The sequence below is a fragment of the Metabacillus herbersteinensis genome (genome assembly GCF_042433335.1).
Lineage (GTDB): Bacteria > Bacillota > Bacilli > Bacillales > Bacillaceae > Metabacillus > Metabacillus herbersteinensis.
Map to the genome: position 1 here is coordinate 33,607 of NZ_JBHLVO010000031.1, position 24,078 is coordinate 57,684.

A 24,078-nucleotide genomic window follows, 5' to 3' on the forward strand; every position below is an offset into this window, starting at 1 on the left:
GGGATTAAGATATGGTGATTTTTAGTAGGATATTAAAGCTAATATTTAACTTTTCAAATAATAGCAAAGAGGAATTTCAAAAGGAGATATCCGATGGAAAAAGCAATAAAGCTGAAAAATTATGCTATAACAAAAAAACAAAAGCATGCCATTTATGGCATGCTCCTTAGTTCTTCCGATAACTCAAACTCGCAATTGCATCATGCAGATGAATGGACTCTTCGTTGCGACACTGAACCGTGAAAGCTTGGATAAAATCTAATTCATACAAATCGGCTGCAACTAAGCGCACCATGTCTTCTACAAAACGCGGGTTTTCATACGCCGATTCGGTGACCATTTTTTCATCGGGACGTTTTAAGACTGGGTGAATCATTGCGCTTGCGTTTGTTTCTGCTGCGTGTAAAAGTGCTGCTTTCCAATCAATCTGTTCGTGATAGTCAGGTGTGAATTCAACTTCCATTGAAACATAGCCGCGTTGATTATGGGCGCTGTATTCACTGATCTCTTTTGAGCATGGACATAGAGTCGTAATCGCAGTCGTTAGTTTCGCTGAAGTTGTAAATCCTTGGCCTTCTTCGTAGGTCACGGCTAGCGTTGCTTCAGAATGATTTAAACCGACTAATGCTGAGCTAGGTCCTTTGCGCTCATAAAACCATGGAAAGGTAACCTCAATGCTTGCATCATTTTGCTTTAAGCGTTCTGCTAGTTCTTTTGTAAAGTCAAATAAATTGTTTAAGCTAAGCACGAAGCCACCATTTTGTCTGTAGGCCTCTAGCTGTTCAGTGAAGCGGCTCATATTGGTTCCCTTTGAATCATATGAAATCGTACTTGTCATTTTGAAATTAGCAATTGTCGTTTGTTCATTAGGACTCAAATCTGATAAAAGAATTACAGGGTGTTTTACATTGCTAATTCCAACTGCATCTATTGAAAATAAAAAATCCTTTTTGCTATTTTGTAAGTCCGCCATTTTGAGTTTTTCAGTAGGCTTTGTTTTTAACCCAGGCACAACAGAGCCAAATAATTGATGGCGCTCTTTTTTTGATGGTATTTTAATCTCTCTGTTCATCGTATTCCTTGTTCTCCTCTCAAACTTTCCGATATTGTGAGTATACTTTAATTTTATAGATAACTTCAATAATTAAAGCTTTTAAATATGCTAGGTATGACATTCGACTTGACGTTCTAGACATATAATTTGCATAATTCATGGACAAGGTTCGTATGATATAATACTAGAAGATATTATTAGAGGACGACTGTTTAATTTATTGTAAAAAAAATAGGATTGGAGTTTACGAGATGAACAAACCAGCCATACCATTATTCAAGGAATTGATTGCTGTTGCGCTTCTGGGCTTGTTTTTTTATCTTTTTCTTTTTATAGATATTGGGGATTCAGTGGAAGTGCCGAAAAGCTTTTTAAATCTTAATACGATTTTTCTAAGTATCGTCCTTGAAGCGATACCATTTATCTTACTAGGCGTTTTTGTCTCAGCTTTAATTCAAACGTTTGTATCAGAAGAAGCGATTCAACGTTTTTTACCCAAAAATGCAATTGTTGCTCTATTACCAGCTGCACTATTAGGTGCAATTTTTCCGATCTGTGAGTGTGCGATTGTACCAATTGTTAGACGATTGATAAAAAAAGGGATGCCACTACATGTTGGGGTCGTCTTCTTAGTAGGAGCGCCTATTTTAAATCCAGTTGTTTTTGCTTCAACCTATTATGCTTTTCAATCTTCAACAGAAATTGTCTACGCTCGAATGGGACTAGCGTTCGTCTTGTCCATCGTCATTGGGTTCATTATGTACATGATCTTTAAAAATCGGGATCAATTGAAGTGGTCAAAAGAAGAGTTAGTTGGTAGAGTGAAAGCAGAGGAAGGGCTAAAAGACGTTGGAAAAATAAAGTCTACGCTGTTTCATGCAAGTGATGAATTTTTTGAAATGGGAAAATACTTACTAATTGGTGCATTCATTGCCAGTCTGTTTCAGACATTCCTTGATCGCTCAGTATTAATAGGTCTAGGTAGCAATGAGTTCAGTTCTCCTGCAATCATGATGGCTTTTGCGTTTATCTTGTCATTATGCTCTGAAGCGGATGCGTTTGTGGCAGCATCGTTTGGTAGCACATTCTCGGCTGCATCGATCATTGCCTTTTTAGTTTATGGTCCAATGCTTGATTTGAAAAACGCGTTTATGCTTTTTGCCTTTTTTAGAGCGAAATTCGTATTGATTTTTATGCTTGTCGTTACAGTTGCGGTTTATGTAGCGGTCATACTTTATCAGCAAATTCTTTTGTAAGGGGTGTTCATACCTATGGGAAATAACGACTACCGGTTTCACCTCTATATAAGAGGAATTATATTAATTGGTTTTACAATGCTAATGTTCAAGTTGATTATTACTGGAGACATCTTAAACTTTATAGCACCACGCATGATGCCGTTTATTTATTTTGCAGTCGTTGTCTTTTTGTTACTTGGTGTTGTCCAAATCTGGAGGAGCGGTTCAAAAAATGAGGAGGAGCTGTATTGTAATTGTGGCTTTGATCATTCAGAAAAAAGCTCGCCAATTCAGTCGCTCGTGATTTACTCGTTTTTCGTGTTCCCAGTAATTACAGGTTTTATGTTCCCAGAAGTGGTTCTAGATAGTTCAATTGTCGCCAAACGAGGATTTAAATCAGGACTAGCACCAAGTAACGAGGTGCAAGAATCAGCAAATAGTGAGGATTTAGCAGAGCTTTACTTAAGTGATCCTGACGAATATATGAAGCAGCTAGAGGAACGTGTTGAGGAAAACGCTGAACCACCAAGCTCTAGTCCAGATGTTCCGCTTGAACATCCAGAGGGATTCGAAATTGAAGCACCACCAGAGGGGTATTATAAAGAGCTAGAGGAAGAAATGTTAGCAATGGACAAAATCGTGTTAACTGAAGAAAATTACATTGCCATGACAAATATTATTGATAAAAGTCCAGAAAAATTTGTTGGAAAAAGCATTGAGTTCATCGGATTTATCTATAGAGAGCCTGATTTCGACGAAAACCAATTTGTTGTTGCCCGTTTTGGCCTATCATGCTGTGTCGCCGACGCATCAGTATATGGAACGCTCGCAACACTGCCTGATGCAAAGCAATACGGTGATGATCAATGGATAAGAATTTCAGGTGAACTAACCAAAACGAACTATCAAGATTGGGTGTTGCCGAACGTGCAAATTCAATCCATCGAAAAGATTGAACAACCTAAGTCGCCATATGTGTACGAGAATTATTAAAGGAAAAAAGACGTTGGAATTTATAATCCAACGTCTTTTTTAAAATTTTTTTCACTTTTATAGTCTGTATTTTCAGTATCAGTTTGCTGGACTGGGTCGCCAATTTTATCCACAGTATGTTTATATTGATATGCCTTTGAAGTCGTTAGTACGCTAAGGATAAGAACAATAGCAACAATGATTAAGCAGATAATTAAAATGGTAAGCACCTGAAATCCTCCTCGGGTAATACTTTGTAAGCCTATTCTAACATGGAACTTCTAAGTGCAGATAAAAAAACACAAGTAAAATTGGAAGTTTTGAGTAAACTAACATTGGGTAAATAGTAAGTAAGATAAATGAAGGAGGAGTTAGTAACAATGTCTGAAAAATTAGTGAGTACTGTTAATAAACAAGTTGCAAACTGGACAGTTATGTATGTGAAATTACATAATTATCACTGGTATGTTAAAGGACAGAGTTTCTTTACATTGCATGTAAAGTTTGAGGAATTATATACTGAAGCTGCGGTACATATTGATGAATTAGCCGAGAGACTTCTCGCAATTGAAGGAGCACCAGTAGCAACAATGAAAGAATGCTTAGAATTATCATCGGTCAAAGAGGCTGAAGGTAAAGAGTCAGCTGAGGAAATGGTACAAAGTTTACTTGAGGACTTCACATCTGTAGCTGAAGAATTAAAAGAAGGAATGGAATTAGCAGCCGAAGTAGGCGACGAAACAACTGGTGACATGTTGTTAGCCATCCACCAAAGTTTAGAAAAACATAACTGGATGCTAAAGTCATTTTTAGGGAAATAATGATCGGAAAATTTTCACCCCACAGGAATCGACCTGTGGGGTTGTTCGGATTATCTAGCATTTGTATCTAAGAATGGTAAACATAGCCTATGCTTTTGATTGAAGTGTACATGTTATGTGATTTACCGACTGCACATCATCCACTTCGTAGGAAAAAATAAATCGATTTTAAAGCTTGAAAATTAAGGAGCTGAATCAATTAGCTCCTTTTTAAAAACTTTGATGAAGCATGCCTCTATCTCTACCGCACACGACATGTTATTCACCCTTATCTTTCCCCTCCACAAAACTCTCCTCATCGCCAATTTTCTCTCGCAAATGCCCTGCCACAAACGGTGTAAGCAAAGCGCTAAAATCAGCATTATTTAGAGAGTCAATCCAATTTAGTACCTGCTTTTTTTCCGTTTGATTAATCAAATGATTTGCATAAGCATCAAGATCTTCATCATCTGCTCTGAATTGAGCCATTAATTGTTGAGGAATTGATTTATTAAATATCTCCATGAATGTAGCCTCCTTTTTCGCTTTGTATGATTTTTTACTTGTCGATAATTGTTAGTATGGCTTATTTTATCTTTTTGATTGATTAGCAATTATCAGAGCTGTCCCAGAATAAATACTCGGTCATAGGGAAAAAGATAAACAATAGACGATCAAGGGAGTTGACAAGATGGAGACTGGAAAAAAAACGTATTATATTGCAGTAGCAAACGGCCATATTTCACAATCAAGTACCGCAGCAACTTGGGATTACAAAATAGAAGCTTCAGATGATGAAATCACGACGCTCAGAGAGTATTTTGACCAGGTTTTTTCTTCTGACTGGCAAGGCTTTTTTAGAGCTCATGTGCCATATTTGGAGTATCATTATGATCGGGAAAATGATGCGATCGATGATACCAACCAGCTCATTTATGAAATGATTTACAGGTTGGGTGATGGAGACGCAAAGGAGCATATTCAATCACAAGGAATCATTGGTAAAATTGAGCACCAAGAATAAATTCAAAAACTTTGAAAATGAAAGAATGGACGAGCTATGTAGAGTTAGTTTTCTGATAATTTGCGTCAACAACTTTGAGTAAGTGTAATCTTACGTTACAAGCAAGTTTCATTGTGATAAGATTTGTAGATATAATCGTTATGGAGATAGAGGGATCAGATATATGTATCGGTTTAAAGATTACTATCACAATGAAGTTCAATTATCATTTGACGATCATCCATTCTCAAGTTTGCCAAAGCATGTCTGGGTTATTTGTCGATACAAAGATAAGTGGCTATTAACTCAACACTCAGATCGAGGGTATGAATTTCCTGGAGGCAAGGTTGAAAAAAATGAGAGTGCTGACGAAGCAGCGCTTAGAGAAGTGAAAGAAGAAACAGGTGGAATCGTTGAAAAGCTCACGTATATTGGGCAATATCGAGTCCTAGGTAAGGAAAAGACGATTGTAAAAAATATATACTTCGCGATTGTAAGCGAATTAATCGATCAAGAATGCTATTATGAAACGAACGGGCCAGTAGTAATGGAAACTATACCACAAGGTATTCTGCGGGATAAGCGGTTTAGCTTTATTATGAAAGATGAAGTATTGCAAAAAACCATGCAGAGAATCAATTAGAAACAAAAGGCTCCTTCCACCAGATTTCTTGGAAGAAGCTTTTATTCTTTTGTATTTTTCACTAATTTTTTTTCGAGAAGTTCGACACCTTGGTACATGATTGTCGCAAAAAAGGCGATGATGAGAAGGCTCAAAAGGACGAGTGTGAAATTAAATACTTGAAATCCATAAATGATCATATAGCCAAGGCCTTTCGCAGATACGAGAAACTCTCCGACGATAACTCCAACCCAAGAAAGCCCAACATTAACTTTTAAAGTAGAAATGATCGTAGGAAAGGATGCTGGTAGTACAGCTTCCTTAAAAACAGACGACTTTGTTGCTCCAAAAGTTTGAAGCACCTTTATATAATTCTGATCCACTTCTTTAAATGAGGTGTAAATGACAATGGTTGTAATAATGACCGAAATTATCGCACCCATTGCTATTATTGAAATAAAACCTGGGCCAAGTGCCACAATGAGAATTGGACCGAGTGCTACTTTAGGCATTGCATTTAACACAACAAGGTATGGATCAAGCACCTTTGATATTCGAGGAGACCACCATAATATAGCTGCTAACAAAGCTCCAAGAAAGGTCCCGAGGATAAATCCAAGAACTGTTTCAAATAGCGTTACACTTACATGAGTTAGAAGGGAGCCATCGTTCAGCTTACTTAGAAACAAAGCCCAAACCTTTGAGGGGTAGCTAAATAACAATGGATCTACCCATTCCCTTCTGCCGGCAATCTCCCAGATTGAAAAAAAAGAAATAAAGATTAAAATCTGGTAAAAATGAACCCATCTTTTTTCACGTTGTAAACCTGTCACATAGTTTTGGTGAAGAAGATCAATTGATTTCTGTTTTGGTTTCAAGTTGATCTAACTCCTTCCATATTTGTTGAAATAGGTCCGTAAACTGAGGGTGCTGTCTCGCATGAAAAGGTGTTAATTCACGTAGTTGCCCAGGAACAATATAAGTTCTTGCAACTTTGCCAGGCTTTGCTGAGAAAACAAATATTTTGTCGCTCATTGCAATTGCTTCACCGATATCATGGGTGACCAAAAGAGCTGTTTTCTGATAATCTTTTAATGTTTGAAAAACCAAGTCTTCAAGTTTAAGCTTTGTTTGATAATCAAGAGCCGAAAAAGGTTCATCTAAAAGAAGCATTTCTGGATTTGTAGATAGTGTTCTAACTAAAGCTGCTCTTTGTCTCATACCACCTGAAAGTTGGTGTGGGAATTGTTTCTCAACAGAACTTAGACCCATTTCTTTCAGAAGATTTAAGGTGCGCTCTTTTTTATCAGCAGTAAGCTGCCCAATAATTTTCAAACCAATCGTGACATTATCTTCAATGGTTTTCCAAGGAAATAGGTAATCTTGTTGTAGCATGTAACCAACTAAAGGATTCGGTTTTGATATCGTTTGATTCGCCAATTTGACCTTGCCTTCTGTTGGTTGAATAAGACCAGCGATTATCGATAAAAGAGTTGTTTTTCCACAGCCACTTGGACCAAGAAACGAGATGAACTCCCCTTTCTCGATTGTAAGATCAATATCATCTAGAGCTAGTGTAGCTGTGTCCTTTGTGAAGTAAATATGATGAATATGTTCAACTGTTAGGAAAGACATCTTCCTTCCTCCTTACTGAAATTTAGAGAGGAGTGACGTTTAAAGATCATCTCCCCTCCTAGGACCGAGCAGTTAGTTTCCTACAACTTCTTCTGCAAAGATTGTGTTTACAAGTGTTTCATGATCGACACGTTTTGGAAGCTCGCCTGCTTCATTCATAATATTCTGGAGGTTTTCCCATTCTTCTGTGTCTAAAATTGGATCAGTTGCAAATGAACCCTGTTCACTGTAACGTTCTACAACCGTTTCAATTAACGATGGTTCTGTATCTTCAAAATGAGGAGCAATACTAGCGGCAACCTCTTTTGCACTGTGTTCATCCACCCACTTTTGAGCCTTATAAATCGCTGCAGTAAACTTCTTGACGTTTTCTTCATTTTCTTGAATGTAACTTTCTTTACTCATAAATGTTGTGTAAGGAACTTTTCCTGACTCGGTGCCAAAGGATGCAACAATATGACCTTTTCCTTCTTGCTCAAAAATACTAGCAGTTGGTTCAAATAATTGAACATAATCTCCAGTACCTGAGGCAAAGGCACTTGGAATATTTGCGTAATCCACGTTTTGAATAAGAGTTAGATCACTACTAGGATCGATATTATGCTTTTTCATTACAAACTCACCAACCATTTGTGGCATTCCGCCCTTACGTTGACCGAGGAATGTGCTCCCTTCTAGTTGATCCCATGTGAAGTTTTCCACTTTGTCACGACTGACGAGAAACGTTCCATCAGTTTGGGTGAGTTGAGCAAAATTAGTGACTGGATCACTAGAACCTTGTGCATACACATAGATTGATGTTTCGGAGCCAACGAGTGCAACATCTGCTCCATCGCTCAAAATGGCTGTCATTGTTTTATCTCCACCCCAAGTCGTTGTGAGCTCGATGTCTAACCCTTCGTCCTTAAAAAATCCTTCTTCAATCGCAACATAAAGTGGTGCATAAAAAATTGAACGTGTGACCTCTGCAACGCGAATTTTTTGAACCGCGTTTTGATTACATGCAACTAGTGGAATAATAAAAACTAACACGAAGAAAGCTAACAACAACTTTTTCATCCTTAAAAAACCTCCTGGGTGCATGGCACCAAAAAAATAGATACAATATAAACATTAGGAATTGGGATCAGTTAAGATAAATTATGAAGATCGAAAAAATGTGTGAATGCCTACTTTTTAAAGAGAATATAAAAGTAATCATTTTATAGAAAGTAGTGATTGGTATGAGAAACGGAACAATATTGGAAAAGATGAAGTTCCCCTCACCAAATCCAGCAATAAAACTATCGATTATTACGTATATGTCAAAAGGTTTAAAAGTGAAAGGGTTATTAGCGGAACCAGTGCAAGAAAGAAAATATGAAGCATTGCTCTATTTAAGAGGTGGAATTAAAAATGTTGGCAAGGTTAGGGTCGGAAGAATTGTTCAATTTGCCTCAGAAGGCTTCGTTGTGATGGCCCCGTTTTATCGCGGTAACCAAGGTGGACAGGGCAATGAAGATTTTGCAGGAGATGACCGATACGATGCTACATCTGCATTCAATGTTTTAAAAAATCACAACAAGGTTCATCACGGTCGCATCCATCTATTCGGTTTTTCAAGAGGAGGTGTTATGGCGTTATTAGCAGGTATCTTGGATAAAGAAATCTGTTCCATTGTTACTTGGGGCGGGGTTTCTGATATGTTTTTAACATATGTAGAGCGGAAAGATTTAAGAAGAATGATGAAAAGAGTCATAGGTGGTACCCCAACTAAATTTCCTGAGAGGTATAAATGGAGAACTCCCTTGTATCAATTGGAATCACTACATGCTCCTGTTCTTATTATACACGGTGTTAAAGACAAAAATGTCTCCGTTGATCATGCATACAGGCTCGAAAAGCGATTAAAAGAATTGGACAAGAAAGTTGAAAGTTGGTACTTTGAACAATTCACTCATTATTTCCCACCAAAAGATAATCGTCAAACACTACATAGACTCTGCCAATGGATGAAAAATCAATAACGTTTTATGATACGATAATACATATCGCAGGAGGAGAGGTTATATAATGGGCATGCCTTTAGAATTAAACACAATGATCGTCACAAAGGGAAGAGAAACAAGAGTAGAAGAGAATACCTTTCAACTAATCAAAGACGGCTATCGAATTTATCCTATTGATATTCCACTCGAGGTACGAAAAACAAAAGAAGGCGAAATTGCAGGAACAGCACTGATAAAAAAAGTTGAGCTCTCTAACCAAGAAACTATTTTAACTTATCAGTTGGTTACGTTGAATTCGACGAACTAGGGTTTAACTTTTAAAGTAAATAAAAAACACATGGCGATTTTCATCGTGAAAAAGCCATGTGTTTTTTTCATTTTATTAGCTTCACATAAATCAATGATGTAAAGTAGGTTTTTTTATAGAGCCTAATTTTACTTCTTCACAATCTTCGAAGGATTATTAATTTTGTATGGAACAGGACCTTCCAAGATGAAAGCTTCATCCTCGACATCCTTACCTTTTGGCAGACTCTTTTTGACGATCTTACCGTCAAACTCGAGGGTTTCACCCGGGTTAAGCTCGAATTTCTTCATTGTTTTGCTGTGTGAGCACCAAGCATGTCCTACTTCAACCGGTTCTTCTAGAGCAATTACAACGTTTTCTAACACAACTACCTCATCATTTTCCTCATTGAAATGATTCCAGCTTAGGGCAAACTGTTTTACTCTTCCTGTGAAGTGTACCTTTTCTTCAGGTAATACAAGTTTAGCTGGTTTTTCTTTTTTAGCCTTTAACGCTTTCGGTTTAAGAGGAGTAGCAGAGATCGTCTCTGGTGCTTCAGCCTTTTGATTAGTTTCAGCCACAAGGGTTTCGGGTGAACTTCCCTCATCTTGAGCTTTGATTTCTTTTCCGAAATTTGAAGATTGCATTTCCTTCAAGTAGGCGGGATGGATGCATGTTAGATTACCGTCTTGAAATTCAACGACCAAGGTGTTGTATTCAGATGTATCACCAAATGTTTCGTATCCTTTAATGGTCACAAGACGCTGCTGTGTTTTCTCTTTGTACCAGAACTCTTTTTTTGAACCTTTAGCTGATCCCAATCCCCATTCCTTCACTTTTTCTCCGTAATGGTCTTCATCCTGAAATTGTTCGAATTCTCCTTTTGGAGGGAGATAGTTTGTTGTGTTGGAATCTTCGATGTGGGGAAATATGATTGCCATGTTTCCACTTCCTTTCAAGTCCAGTTAGATAAAATTCTCAGTAGCATTATACTGAAATTGTTTGTCGTGATCCTTCGTAGTCTGAAAACCTATTTTGTTTAAAATAATTGTCAACGCACCATCACCAGTAACATTAGTAGCAGTTCCGAAGCTATCTTGGTCAAGATACAGAGCAATCATTAATGATACCATTGTAGCATTAAATCCTAACATTGATTCAAGTAGACCTAATGAAGCCATTACTGCTCCACCAGGAACTCCAGGTGCTGCAATCATTGTAATTCCAAGCATTAATATAAATGGCAATAGCCTTTGAAATGAGGGGGTTTGGCCGCTTAGCAACATCACACCCATTGCACAAGCCACAATCGTACTTGTACTTCCAGACAAATGAACTCACACAGTATTGAATAAGTAGGATTGAAATGTGCAAGACAAGAATTAAGATAAAGACTTTCATAAATACAGATAAAACAGCTTGAACTTGTCCAGCAAACGTCATATTCGCAAAAACCCCGAAAATATGAAGGGGTAAGAGAGGGATAATGTTCTTTGTGATTAGTTTCTCAATAATATCCCGAAAGTCCTCAGTCGCCTTTTTAAGAGTGTCATTTTGAATCGATGCAATTCCGATGCCTAAAACAAAGGCAAATAAAAGAGCGCTTATTACATCCATAATTGGTGGAATTTCTAAAAGAAGAAAAGGAATTTCCGAAGAGACCATTGAACGTTGCAAATATCTTAATAAGCCATTGTGGGGAAAAACTGCCTATTAGAATCCCTAAGAGAATGGCGAGTATGATACGTGGTAGCAAACCTAACTTTAATAGTCTTTTGATTGTCCTCCTGAAAAATACATATGTCTTTTTTAGTAGTATGAAAATAACACAAAAGGAGAAGGATTTAAATAAAAATTTACTTTTTCACAATAACTTAAAAAAGCTAATCCTAGAGCCACCACCTGGAATAAGGAATAGTGGCTTTCTAGAATTAGCTAAATTATTTGAATGTATGTGTTATGAACAACAAAGTTTACAAGAACAGTCTATTATTCAGAATGTACAGGTCCACCTAACCGTTCAATTTCTTCACGAACATGTGAAAACTTTTTAAAGTTTTCTTTAAACTTGCCTGCTAACTCACTTGCTTTATGTCGGTATGCGTCTTCAGAAGACCAAGTTCTGATCGGTTGTAGCACTTCGTCTGGTACACCTGGAACATGCAATGGAATTGAAACTCCAAAGTATTCATCACGGTTTGTTTCAACTGAATCAAGGTCACCTTCAACAGCAGCTTGCACCATTGCTCTTGTGTAAGATAACTTCATGCGTTCGCCCACACCGTACTCGCCGCCAGTCCAGCCTGTGTTTACTAAGAAAACTTGAACGTCATGCTCATCAATTTTTTGACCAAGCATTTCAGCATAACGAGTTGCATGAAGTGGTAAAAATGGTGAACCAAAGCACGTTGAGAAGGTAGCTTGTGGTGATGTGATCCCACGCTCAGTACCTGCCAACTTACTCGTAAACCCACTTAAGAAGTGGTACATTGCTTGTTCTTTTGTTAATTTACTAATAGGAGGTAATACACCAAAGGCATCAGCCGTTAAAAAGACGATTGTTGTTGGGTGACCGGCAATACTAGGCATCACAATATTATCAATCGCTTCTAATGAATAAGCAGCACGTGTATTTTCTGTGAAGAACGAGTCATCATAGTCCGCAACTCGCGTGTCGTCGTCAATCACAACATTTTCTAGAACTGCACCAAAGCGAATTGCATCAAAAATCTGTGGCTCCTTCTCTTCAGAAAGGTTAATACATTTTGCATAACAACCGCCTTCAATATTAAATACGCCTGAATTTGACCAGCCATGCTCATCATCACCAATCAATTTACGTTTTGGATCAGCTGAAAGCGTTGTCTTACCAGTCCCTGACAATCCGAAAAACAAAGCAACATCACCTTCAAAACCAACGTTTGCAGAACAATGCATGGATAAAATATCATTTTCAGGTAGTAAATAGTTCATCACTGAGAAAATAGACTTTTTCATTTCACCTGCGTATTCAGTACCACCAATTAAAATTGTTCTTTTCTCAAAAGAGATAATGATAAAAGTTTCAGAATTCGTTCCATCAACCGCTGGATCTGCTTTGAAATGAGGTGCTGAAATAATTGTAAATGGATTTTCGTGTGTTCCTAATTCTTCCTCAGCAGGGCGAATGAACAATTGCTGAGCAAATAAATTATGCCATGCAAATTCATTGATAACTTGGATCGGTAAGCGGTATTTTTTATCTGCTCCAGCAAACCCATCAAAGATGAATAATTCATTACGTTTTTTTAAGTAGGATACAACTTTCAGATAGAGTCTCTCAAAAGCCTCTTCGGAAATTGGTTGATTCACTTTACCCCAATCAATCTTATCCTGGACAGAGCGTTCTTTTACAATAAATTTATCCTTAGGAGAGCGACCAGTATACGTCCCAGTTGTTGCTCGAACTGCACCAGTTGAAGTTAATACGCCTTCTGCGCGTTGCAGCACTTTCTCGACTAACTGTGAAACAGATAAGTTGTTTTTCGTATTTTCCCCTTGAATTAAATGAGTTAGCTCATTTGAAATGTCAACTGAATTCATCTCAAAACCTTCCTTTACATCGTATTTAATACTATAAGCACTTTTAAGTAGTATAAATTAGTTATCCTTACCAATTAGTATAACACATTAAACTGATTAGTCTATACTATTTCAACCATTTTACACTTCGTTTATAAAAATGAATTGTTTAGACTATAGAAATTATTAAAAAACATCCTTTCCATATTAATAGGAAGTCATAATTCGAACTTTAATTTTACTGGATTTTTAGTCGAATGAAAACAAGAAATTCGTCACTTTTTGTTGACAGTAGTAGGTTAGTACGCTATGATATGTCCTTGAACGGATTCTCTTATCCCGAGCTGGTGGAGGGACAGGCCCAATGAAACCCAGCAACCTGCTAACAAAGGAAAGCGACGTTTTTCTGAAACTTATACATATGTGTGCGTGCTTTTTTGCCTAAAATCATGTGATAGAATGATTAAAGCTTATTTTAGGCTAAAAAGCTATCTAAATACACACACTTATCTTATAACGTGTTCACTAACGACATTTTCCACGCAAAGGTGCTAACCTGAAGCAAGGCTAAGGCCCTTGATCGATAAGAGTGAAAGGCTATGATGAATTTTACAACCTTTCCTCGGAACAGCGGGAAAGGTTTTTCTTTTGGAAAAAAGATAAGCGTTGCACTTAATTTCATAGGCTTGTAAGAAAAGCATTTGCGCAGAACTCTAAGGGTTTAAGCCCTGAGTTCAGTGGAAAAGTACATAAACTATAGTTTATAAAACATGCCAACGAAATTCTTAAATAAAAGGGTAAAGATAGTAATGGGATTGAGTTCCGTATCAACAAGTGGAGATCGAACTGAACGATCAGATGATCTCTGTTTACAAAATAGAGGAGGAATTTTTACTATGTCTAGAAAAAGAAAACGTCTTTTCACTTCTGAGTCGGTAACGGAAGGCCATCCAGATAAAATCTGTGACCAAATATCAGATTCTATTTTAGATGCAATTTTAGAAAAGGATCCAAACGCACGTGTAGCTTGTGAAACATCTGTAACAACTGGTTTAGTTTTAGTAGCAGGTGAAATTACAACAAGCACATATGTGGATATCCCGAAAATTGTTCGTGGAACGATTAAAGAAATTGGCTATACTCGTGCTAAATATGGCCTAGATTCTGAAACATGTGCTGTACTAACATCAATTGACGAGCAGTCAGCAGATATCGCGATGGGTGTTGACCAAGCATTAGAAGCACGCGAAGGTCAAATGACAGATGAAGAAATTGATGCAATCGGAGCAGGAGATCAGGGCTTAATGTTCGGCTTTGCTTGTAATGAAACAAAAGAGCTTATGCCATTACCTATTTCATTAGCTCACAAATTGTCTCGTCGTCTAGCAGAGGTACGTAAAGATGAAATTCTTCCATACCTTCGTCCTGATGGAAAAACTCAAGTAACGGTTGAGTATGATGAAAATGACAAACCAGTTCGTATTGATACGATTGTTATTTCAACTCAACATCACCCAGAAGTGTCACTTGAGCAAATTAAACGTAATCTAAAAGAATTCGTTATCAACCCGGTGGTTCCAAAAGAACTAATAGATGAGGAAACGAAATATTTTATTAACCCAACTGGCCGTTTTGTAATTGGTGGACCTCAAGGTGATGCTGGTTTAACTGGCCGTAAAATCATCGTAGATACATACGGTGGATATGCACGTCACGGTGGTGGCGCTTTTTCTGGTAAAGATGCAACAAAAGTAGATCGTTCTGCAGCTTATGCAGCACGCTATGTAGCAAAAAATCTTGTTGCTTCAGGCCTAGCAGATAAATGTGAAGTTCAACTAGCTTATGCAATCGGTGTAGCACAGCCTGTATCCATTGCAATCGATACATTCGGTACTGGAAAAGTATCTGAAGATATTTTAGAAGATGTTGTTCGTAACAATTTTGACTTACGTCCAGCAGGAATCATTAAAATGTTAGATCTACGTCGACCGATCTACAAGCAAACAGCAGCATACGGCCACTTCGGACGTAACGATCTTGACCTACCATGGGAAAGAACTGACAAAGCAGAAGCACTAAGTAACGAAGCGCTAAGTCGCTAATACTTTAAGAAAACCCGTTAGCAAAGTTGCTAACGGGTTTTCTTGTCATTATGATTGGCACTTTTGATCATATGGTGGAAGACAGCGTGCAGTATTGCTCGTGTTTGAGGATCGTAACGGGGAGTTTCCATTCTGTAATTAACACTTTGTCTCTCCAATTGAGTTTTTACTATAGCTATTCTTCGTTATGTGGGAAATTTACTGTCTAGGTTTGTAGTTTTATCGCTGTGGAAGTGTTTTATCTACGAAATTTTCATTTTATCGACGTTTCGACACAAAATGATTTTATTCGACGATTTTGCTCAGTCAAAAAGTAGGAGAAGGGTCTCGAATAGTGCATGAGCTATCTACTCCTGCTTCTACTACTGAACAATGCCTGAATTATATGACATTAATATATTTCTTAAATACATTGGGAGAGGTCATAACCGAAAGAATAGCTCCATAATTAAGAGAGAATGCTACTTCGTCTCCTACTTGCAAGTCGATTTTCTTAGCATCAAGAACAGTATGGTCACTGCTTGAACCAAGAATGTCCATATCTAACCTAGGCGTAAGTCCCGACACAAGTACATCCTGAAACCCAACTCCTAGGATCGCTCTTCTTATTTTTCCACGCTCTTGAAATTGAGGAGTAATTCCAAGCGTATTCTGAGCAATTTCTCCATAGGGCACAGATGGCTTTATTTTTGATTCAATAACCTCAGAAATAAAAGTGAATGCATCTGTAAATAATCCTGGTATTGCCATTCGACATAGAGTTTCCCGTCCTAAAAGTATTGACTCGCCTACTCTTAAATTGTTAACTTTTCCGGTGTTCTCGGTATTCATAAACCAACTATAATTGGCTGAATTTCCCCCGGAAACATAGGAAAGGGACAAAGAAAACCTTTCTTCAATTTCATTAGCAAGTGAAGATAATTTCTCCATATTTTCTTCGTTGGGTTTAACTCCTCCAAAACAAGCAAAATTTGCTCCAATGCCAACCAATTTAATTCCGGAAAGTTTTAAAACCTCCTGGATGAATTCCTCGAGATTTTCGGGCATAATTCCTTCTCGTAAATCACCCATTTCGATCATCAGGATGATTTTATGCACAGTGTTAATCTTTTTAGCGGTAGCTGAAAGACTTTTTATAACAGCTAGCTCAGTATTTAGGCTAATGTCAGCATGTTTAACGACAGACTCAACTTCACTCAAAGCTGGTATTCTTAATAAAACAAATTCTGCTTTAATTCTTGCTTCGCGCATTTTCTTGAGATTTTTTATCTTCGAGTCTCCGAGAATATGAATGCCCTTATTTACAAGAACCTTAGCAATCTCTGGTACTCCACAAACACCCTTGGTGACCCCTATGATCCCAATACCTTTTGTACCATACAATTTAAGAAGTACATCTGCATTATGTGCAATTTTTGCAAGGTTGATTTCAATTCTAGGTTCAACAGATTGGGTCAATTGACAAGTGCTTCCTTCTTTTTGTTCTTCAGTAAAGGAAAAGCCTCAAATATACTCGTTATAAGCTTGTCACATCCGTGTTCAAGAACATCAGTTGTTGGAAGCTCGAGCTGGTTCTCATATTCTGTAACAACTTCTGCTATTTCCTTTTTTGACATGTTTTCATGGTTAATAGTAACAGCGATAACCTTTGAATTTGAAAAGTTTTCGATGAGTTCGATCTCACTTTGGATTGTTGGCATTTTCATAAAGCTAAAATCGCCTAAATTTACTCGCTTCGGTGGATGTTGGACGATAATTGCTCCAGGTCTTGATCCCCTGATAATCCCACAAGAACTGATATAGGCTGGATGACTTAACGCTCCTTGTCCTTCTACAATAATAATGTCAGGGTTCTCATTTTCATAAGCTTTCATGATTTCATTTTCAATTTCACCTGTCATAAATTGCGAAGGAATCGCGTCAATAGCAACACCATATTTCGCACCTTGTATCAATCCTGTTTGTCCTGTAGCCACAAAGGCAACATTCAAGCCCATTTCTAGTAATGCAGCTTCAAGTATGACGGATGTGGTTCTTTTACCGACGGCACTATCTGTGCCAAGCACCGCTACGATTGGAGTTGGAATGTTTAAAATTCTCCCTGAAAAAAGGTGCATATCCTTTTTTAGAGGAGGCTTTCTAACATCATGTATTTCGACCCCACACTGTGCCGAATACTTTACAAATTCTTCATCGTCCGTAAAAAACTCATGAAGAGGGTTAACAATATTCATTCCTTGTTTTATTGCTTTTAACACTATATTTCTCTCATCTTTTTTTAGAAAGGCCTCAGATGGGGCTATTCCATATATGAATTGGTTTGGTACCGTGGTCAAACTGTCTATAGCATGATCAAAGCTCGAAAATATAGGGATTCCATTTTTTTCTCCCTCGAGAACTTCTCCAGTATCCATTCCAGCTTTCGTACTATCAATGACTCCAACAATTTGATATTTTCCTGAACTTCTAATCAATCCATTTGCGGTTTTTCCGTCCATTGTTCCGAAATTACTTTCACAATAAATAAGCGCTGTTTTTTTCATAACACTTTCCCCTCAAAATTCATATTTAACCATACACTAGGTAGCAAACTATAAATCACTTAAATAATAAAAAAACACCTATACAATATAATAGATAGCAAAAAGCCAAAAAGGCCAAGACTCTAAAAAATGTAAGGTGTTTTCCATGATATACAATTTATTCCATGATCTCCTATTATTATAGCATAGATTGTAAGGGTAGGTTTTTATTTAGGGACGTAGTTAGGATTTAGGGATCTTCTTTTTTCTATCAAAATGTAAGAATATCATTATATTTTGACTTTTAAAGTCATGTCCATCAAGGGTTCAATTTTAAAAGACATTGCAGATATTGCCTTATATTCTGTCATATATTGGATTTTGATTATGGGGAATTTCTCTCTTATTTTCATGAAAAATCAAAAACTACAATGAGTAAACCCTGATTAACACGTACATAATGGAGTAGAAAGTACCTTAAAACGTTCATCTTTTTGACGAAACCTAATGAGTTCAGGAAATCATTCAATGATAAAATGAATCATAGCTTTAGTATTTATAATTGGAGGCCTTCAGGTTATGGATAAATTTATAGGTAGATTTATACTACTCACATTTCTTAGTGCCCTTGTTGCATGTGGTCAAAATAATGAAAATTCTACTTCTGCAGAGCAAGAGGTAAAAGCACCAAGAGCAGAAATTATTTCTAAAGAGCACGTAAACAAAGAGGAAGAGGTACATATTCAAGCAAAAGTTTATTATGGGGAAGAGTTGGCTGACGACGCTAATGTCATGTTCGAGATTAAAAATGGTGATGAGTCAACTGAAATTGACGCCGATCTCGAAGATAAAGGTACGTATGCAATTCACCATCAATTTAAAGAGGATGGATTGTATCAAGTTATTGCCCATACAGACGTGGAAAATTACCACACTATGCCTTCAAAAGAAATTCAAGTTGGTGAAGTTGCTGTAAATGGAGAAGAAAAGCATCAGAGTGAAAAGGACAATGAAGAACATCACCATGGAGAAGGATCTGAAAGTGCCCAACAAAATCATCAGCACGACGAAGCTACAGAGAATGAACATCATCACGTTCAAAAGCTAACCATTATGACAGGAAACACCGAGACTTTTACAACTGCTAGTACATCAACTCTTTCTACTATAATTGAAAAAGAAAACGAAGCATTTGCAGATGCAAAAGTCAGGTTCGAAGTTTGGAAAAAGGATGAAAAAAACCATCAGTACCTAAATGCGGCAGAATCGGGTGATGGAGAGTATTCTACTGAGTATACATTTGATCAAGTAGGGGTCTATACAATGGTAGTTCATGTTGAAAAAGGAGACATACACGAGCATAAAGAAATCACATTTGAAATCATAAAGTAGGAGGCTAGAGCACTTCATTGTGCTTTGGTCTTTTTTCGGGAATACATTGTGCTACTATATAAACGAATCTACAAATCAAGGAGAGAATACATGAATAAAAAAATTGATCATATCGGGATAGCGGTTCGTGATATAGATGCTAGTATTTCTTTTTATGAAAAAGTACTAACAGGTAAATTAATAGACCGCTATACAAGCGAATTACCAGGTGTCGAAAGTGAAGTGGCAATTATTGAAGTTAATGGTGATCGCATTGAATTGCTAGCTCCCACAAATAATGATACATCTCCAATTGCACGATTTATAAAACAAAAGGGGAAGGGCGTTCACCATATTGCTTACCAAGTTGAGAATTTAGATGAAGCCCTGGTTGAACTCAAAGAATTAGGAATCCGCACATTAGAGGGATCTTTACGGATCAATAAACATGGAAGAAGATTAATCTATTTAAACCCCGCAGATACGGAAGGGACGATCATTGAATACTGTGATTACCCAAATCGATGAATTTACTAGCAAAAACAGTGCGTATCCACGTTAGATCGCACTGTAGTTACTATCTGTAGGGCTGCACACAACTTACGCATACCTCATTTGTATTGGGTCTTCAAGCGCACCTTCATATTCCTTTAGCAACCCATCAAAAATCTGGGACCATGTTTGCGTTAACGCATAGGCATGTGCATTGTTACCCATATCTTTTTGCAAAGTTTCATTCGTCAAAATTGTATGAATGGCAGTTGAAAATTGATCAATATTTTTAGGTTCGCACAGGAATCCTGTTTTCCCCTGTTGAATGATGTTTTTAACGCCACCTGAGTTTGCTCCGATAACGGGCGTTCCAGCAGCATGAGCTTCTAAGACGACATTGCCGAAAGTTTCAGTAGGTGAAGGGAAGACAAAAAGATCTGAGCTTGCATAAACCTTTGCCAAGTTTACCCCATTTAAATAACCTGCAAATGTCATATTTTCTGGTGAACTTTTCATCATTTCTTCTTTCAATGGACCATCGCCAACAATGAGCCAATGAACGTTATCACGAATATTTTCAGGTAGCTGGGTTGTGAGTTTCATTAGTGTTTCAATATCCTTTTCAGGTGCCAAACGACCCACATACGATAAAATAAATTTTTCTTTAATTTGATAGGCCTCTCGTACTTCAGCTAAGTTGTAATTCGGGTGGAAAAGAGAGCAGTCAACCCCTCTTCCCCAAATACGTAGATTCATAAATCCTTGTTTTCTTAATTGCTCTAATGTTTCCTGTGAAGGAACAAATATTTTCCGCAGTGGTCGATGAAACCAGTGCATATATTTCCAGAGAAATTTTGAGAAAAACTGAAGATCATAGTACTCTAAATATTGATCAAAATCTGTATGATAGGACCCAACAACCGGGATGTTTAATTTTTTTGCATAATGCAGTCCGCAAAAACCGATGTTAAAGGGTGTTGCAACGTGAATAATATCTGGTTTGAAGCGCTGTAACTCAGTTTTCACTTGAACCATATTAGGAAGTGCTAACCTACATTCCGGATACAAAAAAAACGGTAGACTTGCAAAGCGATGGATGTGACTAGAAAAAAGACTGTCATTTGTACTCTCGGGTGCGAATACTTTAAATTCATACCCTTTTGATTCAAGGTAGTCTGTGAAACGCTTAAGCGTTCGTGCAACTCCATTAACATCAGGTGCAAAGGTGTCTGTAAAAATAGCTACTCTCATCGAATTCCCCCAAATACCTATATTGGTTTACTCCAGGTTTATGAAAGTAAAAAGATAGTTGGAAACAGATTGCTTATTACAAAGAAACTTACGAATCCAGTTGTAGTTCCAAGTAAACAACCTGCCAACACGTCTGATGGGTAATGTAAGCCAAGATACATCCTCGAAACACCGACGCTCGCTGCGATTGGTAAAACTATGACTGCTAAGCTAGGCATGAAAATAACGAATGGAATAATAACAGAAAATATAGCAGTTGTATGTCCAGATGGAAATGAATGATCTTCGAGCGGATTCGCGGGAACTTTTGTTTCTAAAAGTGTGATATAAGGACGTTTACGTGGATACACTTTTTTGACGAATGCAACAGGAATGTGACTTAGTAACAGAGACAACGCGCTTGCAATTGCTGTGAATCTAACCGAATTTGTTGTGAAAAAAATGAGCATTAAACAAGTAAAGATTGTTGCGGTGGCTCCACCGATATGTGTGATGTTACGAAAATAAATGTTAAGGAATTTCCGATCAAAGTGGCGATTCACACTACGGAACAGTCGACACTCAAAGTCGTACATGTTTAACATGATTTTAGTCTTCATCTATGAACGCCCCTCCTGCACAACCTTTTATTCCATTTTAAATTAAAAATATTTAGAGAATAATAAGATAATGTAAATATTTTTCAGCGAAAATTTGCAAAACTTTAACGTTTCATTAAAGAAATCGAATGAAGGCAGAAATATAGAATTTTTTAGTGGGTAAAACTGAGAAATATGGAGTATATTCTCGAATGGTAAAGAAAGCTGAAGAAAAATATCTCCAGCTTGATTGAAAACGCTTTTAGTATGACAATTTAGTGGCAACGTATTAAAAGAGCTTTTACATTAACCGAGTGGTGTTAACATATATGTATTAATCTAGAGCTTTTTTAATGACTTGTAGTATTGTCCTTTTTCTACGTACTCATTCCGAATCCGATTCATGTCGATTAAGTCATCATCAGTTAATTCTCGGACAACTTTTGCAGGTCGACCCATTGCAAGGGTGTGAGGAGGAATTTTCTTACCAGGTGGGACAAGGCTTCCCGCTCCAATGAAGGCACCTTCGCCAATCTCAGCACCATCGAGAATAATTGAGCCCATGCCAATCAATGCTTGCTTTCGAATGATGCTGCTATGCAAAATGACAGCATGTCCGATTGTCACTTCATCCTCGAGAATCAATGGGTTGTTTGGACTTTGATGAAGGCAGCATTGATCTTGAATGTTTACTCGGTTTCCAATCACCGTTGGAGCCACATCCCCTCGGATTACGGTTTGAAACCAAATACTCGATTCATCACCAATGACAACATCTCCTGTTATTGTTACATAGTCGGCGATATAGGCTGTTTCTGAAATAATAGGTGTTTTATCTTTATATGGATAGATCATGTTTATCACTCCGTTTTCTAGTCAAAATTGAATTTGCACAAAGTTAATTATAACAAATTCAAATTGTGAACTCGTGCTATTAAAATGAAAAAAATATCCTTTTCATGTGACAAAGGCTCTTAGAAGATGATATCGTAAATATAATTATCCGTTATATGTGTAATCGTAGATGACATGAAATTTCCTAAAATAGGAGTTCAAATAAATTAGCAAGAGGTGAAATCCCCTGAGTATTCCACAACATCCATTTGGATTAATGACAAAGATTTATCGTGATATATTTCCAGTTGTTCATTTTTATGTGAAACAATGGCGTGAAAAAGCTGTGCTCATTCCAGATGAGGAATTAAGAACCCATGCACTGGCAGGCATTGATGACAAAGGGTTTCACTGTGAAGGTGGCGGAATTTTTGCCATGATTTCTGGTCCACATAAACAGCAGTGTATTGAATTTATTATTGCCTATCAATTAATAAGTGATTACTTAGATAATCTTTGTGACCGTAGCACTTCCCTTGATCCGGTTGATTTTCGAATGCTCCATCAGGCAATGCTTGATGCATTAACAGTAGGGGCTACTTGTAAAAATTATTATCAATTCAGAGACGAAAAAGAAGATGGTGGTTATTTACACGAACTTGTTCAAACATGTCAACGAATCTTAAGTGATATCCAACACTATCCCTTGATCTCAAAGCAGTTGCTTGAGCTTTCTCAATATTATTGTGACCTACAAGTACATAAGCATGTGAAAATAGAAGATCGAGTTCCTAGATTAGAAAATTGGTTCGAGCATCACAAAAACGCTCTACCTGATATTGAATGGTATGAATTTTCTGCATGTACAGGCTCTACTCTCGGGATTTTCTGCTTAGTTGCCTATGCTTTTAAAGATGATTTTAATGAAAAACAAGCACAACAAATTTTTCGAAGTTATTTTCCATATGTTCAAGGTATGCATATCTTACTGGATTATTTAATTGATCAAGAAGAAGACCGAATCGGTGGCGACCTGAATTTTTGTAGCTACTATTCCTCTGAAGCAGAGATGATGGAAAGAATTCAGCATTTTGTAGAAAAAGCAGACGACCAATTAACAGGTATTCAGCATGAGTACTTTCACAAATTTATCCACCGTGGGATATTGGGTGTTTACCTTTCAGATGAAAAAGTAACCTCAAAAAAGGAGCTCGGAAAACTTGCAAAAAGACTAATAAAGTTAGGCGGGAAAACCTGCTATTTCTTTTATTGGAATGGAAGAGCGTATCGAACATTTCAGAAGATTGCCTGGAAACGGAGTTCTTAGAAAGAATATTTGTTGGTTACGAGAACCTATCAAGTCAAAAGACCTCATATAAGTCAAAAGACCTCATATCGATTTTGCAAGAAGTGGCCGATATAACGTGGAAAGTGGCTGATATAACGTGGTAGGTGGCCGATATAACGCGAGAGTGACCGGAAAATCCCTTGAGGCGGTCGAATAGTTGTTGGCTGAGACTGAAAAGTCGTAAGAGTGGCGTCAACCAACGAAAAAATTGTTCGGAAAATCAAAATATAGGTAAAAAAGGTTCTGAATTGAGAAAAAGGACTGATAGCTTTAAATAAATCGTTGCTTAGAATTTAAAAGAACGGAGCACTCATAAAGTGCTCCGTTCAGACTGTAGACAAACTCGATTTTATCGAGTTTGCCTACAGTCTTTTTTGTATTAAAATAGAAGTAATAAAAATCTTGAGGTGATGAATGATGC

24 protein-coding genes, 1 pseudogene and 1 riboswitch are annotated in these 24,078 nt (G+C 37.3%); of the genes and pseudogenes, 11 read left to right on the forward strand and 14 right to left on the reverse strand.

Going from position 1 to position 24,078, the window contains the following annotated elements; genetic code table 11:
* Window positions 1–166 precede the first annotated feature (166 nt).
* Entirely contained in the window at window positions 167–1,072 is a 906-nt protein-coding gene (gene folE2 / locus ACFFIX_RS23075; RefSeq protein WP_378938243.1) for a GTP cyclohydrolase FolE2, read from the reverse strand.
* 233 nt (window positions 1,073–1,305) lie between these two features.
* Between folE2 and ACFFIX_RS23080 the strand changes: the two genes are divergently transcribed.
* Together ACFFIX_RS23080 and ACFFIX_RS23085 are read left to right on the forward strand one after the other, a co-directional pair.
* Window positions 1,306–2,310, forward strand: coding sequence for a permease (locus ACFFIX_RS23080; RefSeq protein ID WP_378938246.1), 1,005 nt, complete (start codon window positions 1,306–1,308; stop codon window positions 2,308–2,310).
* Window positions 2,311–2,325: 15 nt separating this feature from the next.
* Complete coding sequence (locus ACFFIX_RS23085; RefSeq protein ID WP_378938248.1) at window positions 2,326–3,285, forward strand: TIGR03943 family putative permease subunit; 960 nt, start codon at window positions 2,326–2,328, stop codon at window positions 3,283–3,285.
* Between the two features lie 20 nt (window positions 3,286–3,305).
* Here the strand turns inward: ACFFIX_RS23085 and ytzI are convergent, their stop codons facing one another.
* Window positions 3,306–3,494: a YtzI protein gene (gene ytzI, locus ACFFIX_RS23090; protein WP_378938250.1), complete on the reverse strand. Its 189-nt coding sequence runs from the start codon at window positions 3,492–3,494 to the stop codon at window positions 3,306–3,308.
* Window positions 3,495–3,644: 150 nt separating this feature from the next.
* On the opposite strand from ytzI, the gene ACFFIX_RS23095 reads away from it, so the two are divergent.
* Window positions 3,645–4,085 (forward strand): Dps family protein, encoded by a 441-nt coding sequence (locus ACFFIX_RS23095; protein WP_378938252.1) that lies wholly within the window; start codon window positions 3,645–3,647, stop codon window positions 4,083–4,085.
* 258 nt (window positions 4,086–4,343) lie between these two features.
* Here ACFFIX_RS23095 and ACFFIX_RS23100 read toward each other — a convergent pair whose 3' ends face one another.
* On the reverse strand, window positions 4,344–4,589 hold the full coding sequence (locus ACFFIX_RS23100; RefSeq protein ID WP_378938254.1) for a hypothetical protein: 246 nt from the start codon (window positions 4,587–4,589) through the stop codon (window positions 4,344–4,346).
* Window positions 4,590–4,755: 166 nt separating this feature from the next.
* Here ACFFIX_RS23100 and ACFFIX_RS23105 point away from each other — a divergent pair, with 166 nt between their 5' ends.
* Window positions 4,756–5,088, forward strand: coding sequence for a hydrolase (locus ACFFIX_RS23105; RefSeq protein WP_378938256.1), 333 nt, complete (start codon window positions 4,756–4,758; stop codon window positions 5,086–5,088).
* A 163-nt stretch (window positions 5,089–5,251) separates the two neighbouring features.
* Window positions 5,252–5,710, forward strand: a complete 459-nt coding sequence (gene ytkD / locus ACFFIX_RS23110; protein WP_378938258.1) for an RNA deprotection pyrophosphohydrolase — start codon at window positions 5,252–5,254, stop codon at window positions 5,708–5,710.
* Between the two features lie 41 nt (window positions 5,711–5,751).
* On the opposite strand, the gene ACFFIX_RS23115 is transcribed toward ytkD, so the two are convergent.
* The 3 genes from ACFFIX_RS23115 to ACFFIX_RS23125 all read right to left on the reverse strand — a co-directional run bounded on the left by ACFFIX_RS23115 (window position 5,752) and on the right by ACFFIX_RS23125 (window position 8,383).
* Window positions 5,752–6,573, reverse strand: coding sequence for an ABC transporter permease (locus tag ACFFIX_RS23115; RefSeq protein WP_378938289.1), 822 nt, complete (start codon window positions 6,571–6,573; stop codon window positions 5,752–5,754).
* Window positions 6,542–7,324, reverse strand: coding sequence for an ABC transporter ATP-binding protein (locus tag ACFFIX_RS23120; RefSeq protein WP_378938260.1), 783 nt, complete (start codon window positions 7,322–7,324; stop codon window positions 6,542–6,544). The genes ACFFIX_RS23115 and ACFFIX_RS23120 overlap by 32 nt, the downstream gene beginning before the upstream one ends.
* A gap of 72 nt (window positions 7,325–7,396) precedes the next feature.
* Window positions 7,397–8,383 carry an ABC transporter substrate-binding protein gene (locus tag ACFFIX_RS23125; RefSeq protein WP_378938262.1) on the reverse strand — a complete coding sequence of 329 codons (987 nt, stop codon included), beginning with the start codon at window positions 8,381–8,383 and terminating at the stop codon, window positions 7,397–7,399.
* Window positions 8,384–8,547: 164 nt separating this feature from the next.
* Here ACFFIX_RS23125 and ACFFIX_RS23130 point away from each other — a divergent pair, with 164 nt between their 5' ends.
* Together ACFFIX_RS23130 and ACFFIX_RS23135 are read left to right on the forward strand one after the other, a co-directional pair.
* Window positions 8,548–9,330 (forward strand): alpha/beta hydrolase family protein, encoded by a 783-nt coding sequence (locus tag ACFFIX_RS23130; RefSeq protein WP_378938264.1) that lies wholly within the window; start codon window positions 8,548–8,550, stop codon window positions 9,328–9,330.
* A gap of 46 nt (window positions 9,331–9,376) precedes the next feature.
* Window positions 9,377–9,619, forward strand: coding sequence for a DUF2584 domain-containing protein (locus ACFFIX_RS23135; protein ID WP_378938266.1), 243 nt, complete (start codon window positions 9,377–9,379; stop codon window positions 9,617–9,619).
* 128 nt (window positions 9,620–9,747) lie between these two features.
* On the opposite strand, the gene ACFFIX_RS23140 is transcribed toward ACFFIX_RS23135, so the two are convergent.
* From ACFFIX_RS23140 to pckA, 3 genes and pseudogenes are all read right to left on the reverse strand, one after another.
* On the reverse strand, window positions 9,748–10,539 hold the full coding sequence (locus tag ACFFIX_RS23140) for a hypothetical protein (protein ID WP_378938268.1): 792 nt from the start codon (window positions 10,537–10,539) through the stop codon (window positions 9,748–9,750).
* A gap of 24 nt (window positions 10,540–10,563) precedes the next feature.
* A pseudogene (locus ACFFIX_RS23145) lies at window positions 10,564–11,378 on the reverse strand (cation:dicarboxylate symporter family transporter).
* Between the two features lie 209 nt (window positions 11,379–11,587).
* A complete protein-coding gene (gene pckA / locus ACFFIX_RS23150; RefSeq protein WP_378938270.1) occupies window positions 11,588–13,180 on the reverse strand; it encodes a phosphoenolpyruvate carboxykinase (ATP) in 1,593 nt (530 codons plus the stop codon).
* Window positions 13,181–13,490: 310 nt separating this feature from the next.
* Window positions 13,491–13,749, forward strand: a riboswitch (SAM riboswitch).
* A gap of 306 nt (window positions 13,750–14,055) precedes the next feature.
* Between pckA and metK the strand changes: the two genes are divergently transcribed.
* Window positions 14,056–15,261, forward strand: a complete 1,206-nt coding sequence (metK, locus tag ACFFIX_RS23155) for a methionine adenosyltransferase (protein ID WP_378938272.1) — start codon at window positions 14,056–14,058, stop codon at window positions 15,259–15,261.
* A 381-nt stretch (window positions 15,262–15,642) separates the two neighbouring features.
* On the opposite strand, the gene ACFFIX_RS23160 is transcribed toward metK, so the two are convergent.
* Window positions 15,643–16,719: an alanine/ornithine racemase family PLP-dependent enzyme gene (locus ACFFIX_RS23160; protein WP_378938274.1), complete on the reverse strand. Its 1,077-nt coding sequence runs from the start codon at window positions 16,717–16,719 to the stop codon at window positions 15,643–15,645.
* Window positions 16,716–17,804, reverse strand: a complete 1,089-nt coding sequence (locus tag ACFFIX_RS23165; protein WP_378938276.1) for an N-acetyltransferase DgcN family protein — start codon at window positions 17,802–17,804, stop codon at window positions 16,716–16,718. The genes ACFFIX_RS23160 and ACFFIX_RS23165 overlap by 4 nt, the downstream gene beginning before the upstream one ends.
* A gap of 558 nt (window positions 17,805–18,362) precedes the next feature.
* Here ACFFIX_RS23165 and ACFFIX_RS23170 point away from each other — a divergent pair.
* On the forward strand, window positions 18,363–19,175 hold the full coding sequence (locus tag ACFFIX_RS23170; protein ID WP_378938278.1) for a FixH family protein: 813 nt from the start codon (window positions 18,363–18,365) through the stop codon (window positions 19,173–19,175).
* A gap of 90 nt (window positions 19,176–19,265) precedes the next feature.
* A complete protein-coding gene (locus ACFFIX_RS23175; RefSeq protein ID WP_378938280.1) occupies window positions 19,266–19,682 on the forward strand; it encodes a VOC family protein in 417 nt (138 codons plus the stop codon).
* A gap of 72 nt (window positions 19,683–19,754) precedes the next feature.
* On the opposite strand, the gene ACFFIX_RS23180 is transcribed toward ACFFIX_RS23175, so the two are convergent.
* From ACFFIX_RS23180 to ACFFIX_RS23190, 3 genes are all read right to left on the reverse strand, one after another.
* Entirely contained in the window at window positions 19,755–20,897 is a 1,143-nt protein-coding gene (locus ACFFIX_RS23180) for a glycosyltransferase family 4 protein (RefSeq protein ID WP_378938282.1), read from the reverse strand.
* 38 nt (window positions 20,898–20,935) lie between these two features.
* Window positions 20,936–21,496 carry a phosphatase PAP2 family protein gene (locus ACFFIX_RS23185; protein WP_378938284.1) on the reverse strand — a complete coding sequence of 187 codons (561 nt, stop codon included), beginning with the start codon at window positions 21,494–21,496 and terminating at the stop codon, window positions 20,936–20,938.
* Window positions 21,497–21,814: 318 nt separating this feature from the next.
* On the reverse strand, window positions 21,815–22,330 hold the full coding sequence (locus ACFFIX_RS23190; protein WP_378938286.1) for a gamma carbonic anhydrase: 516 nt from the start codon (window positions 22,328–22,330) through the stop codon (window positions 21,815–21,817).
* Window positions 22,331–22,556: 226 nt separating this feature from the next.
* Here ACFFIX_RS23190 and tbcS point away from each other — a divergent pair, with 226 nt between their 5' ends.
* Window positions 22,557–23,636: a tetraprenyl-beta-curcumene synthase gene (gene tbcS / locus ACFFIX_RS23195; RefSeq protein WP_378938290.1), complete on the forward strand. Its 1,080-nt coding sequence runs from the start codon at window positions 22,557–22,559 to the stop codon at window positions 23,634–23,636.
* The last annotated feature ends 442 nt before the right edge of the window (window positions 23,637–24,078 follow it).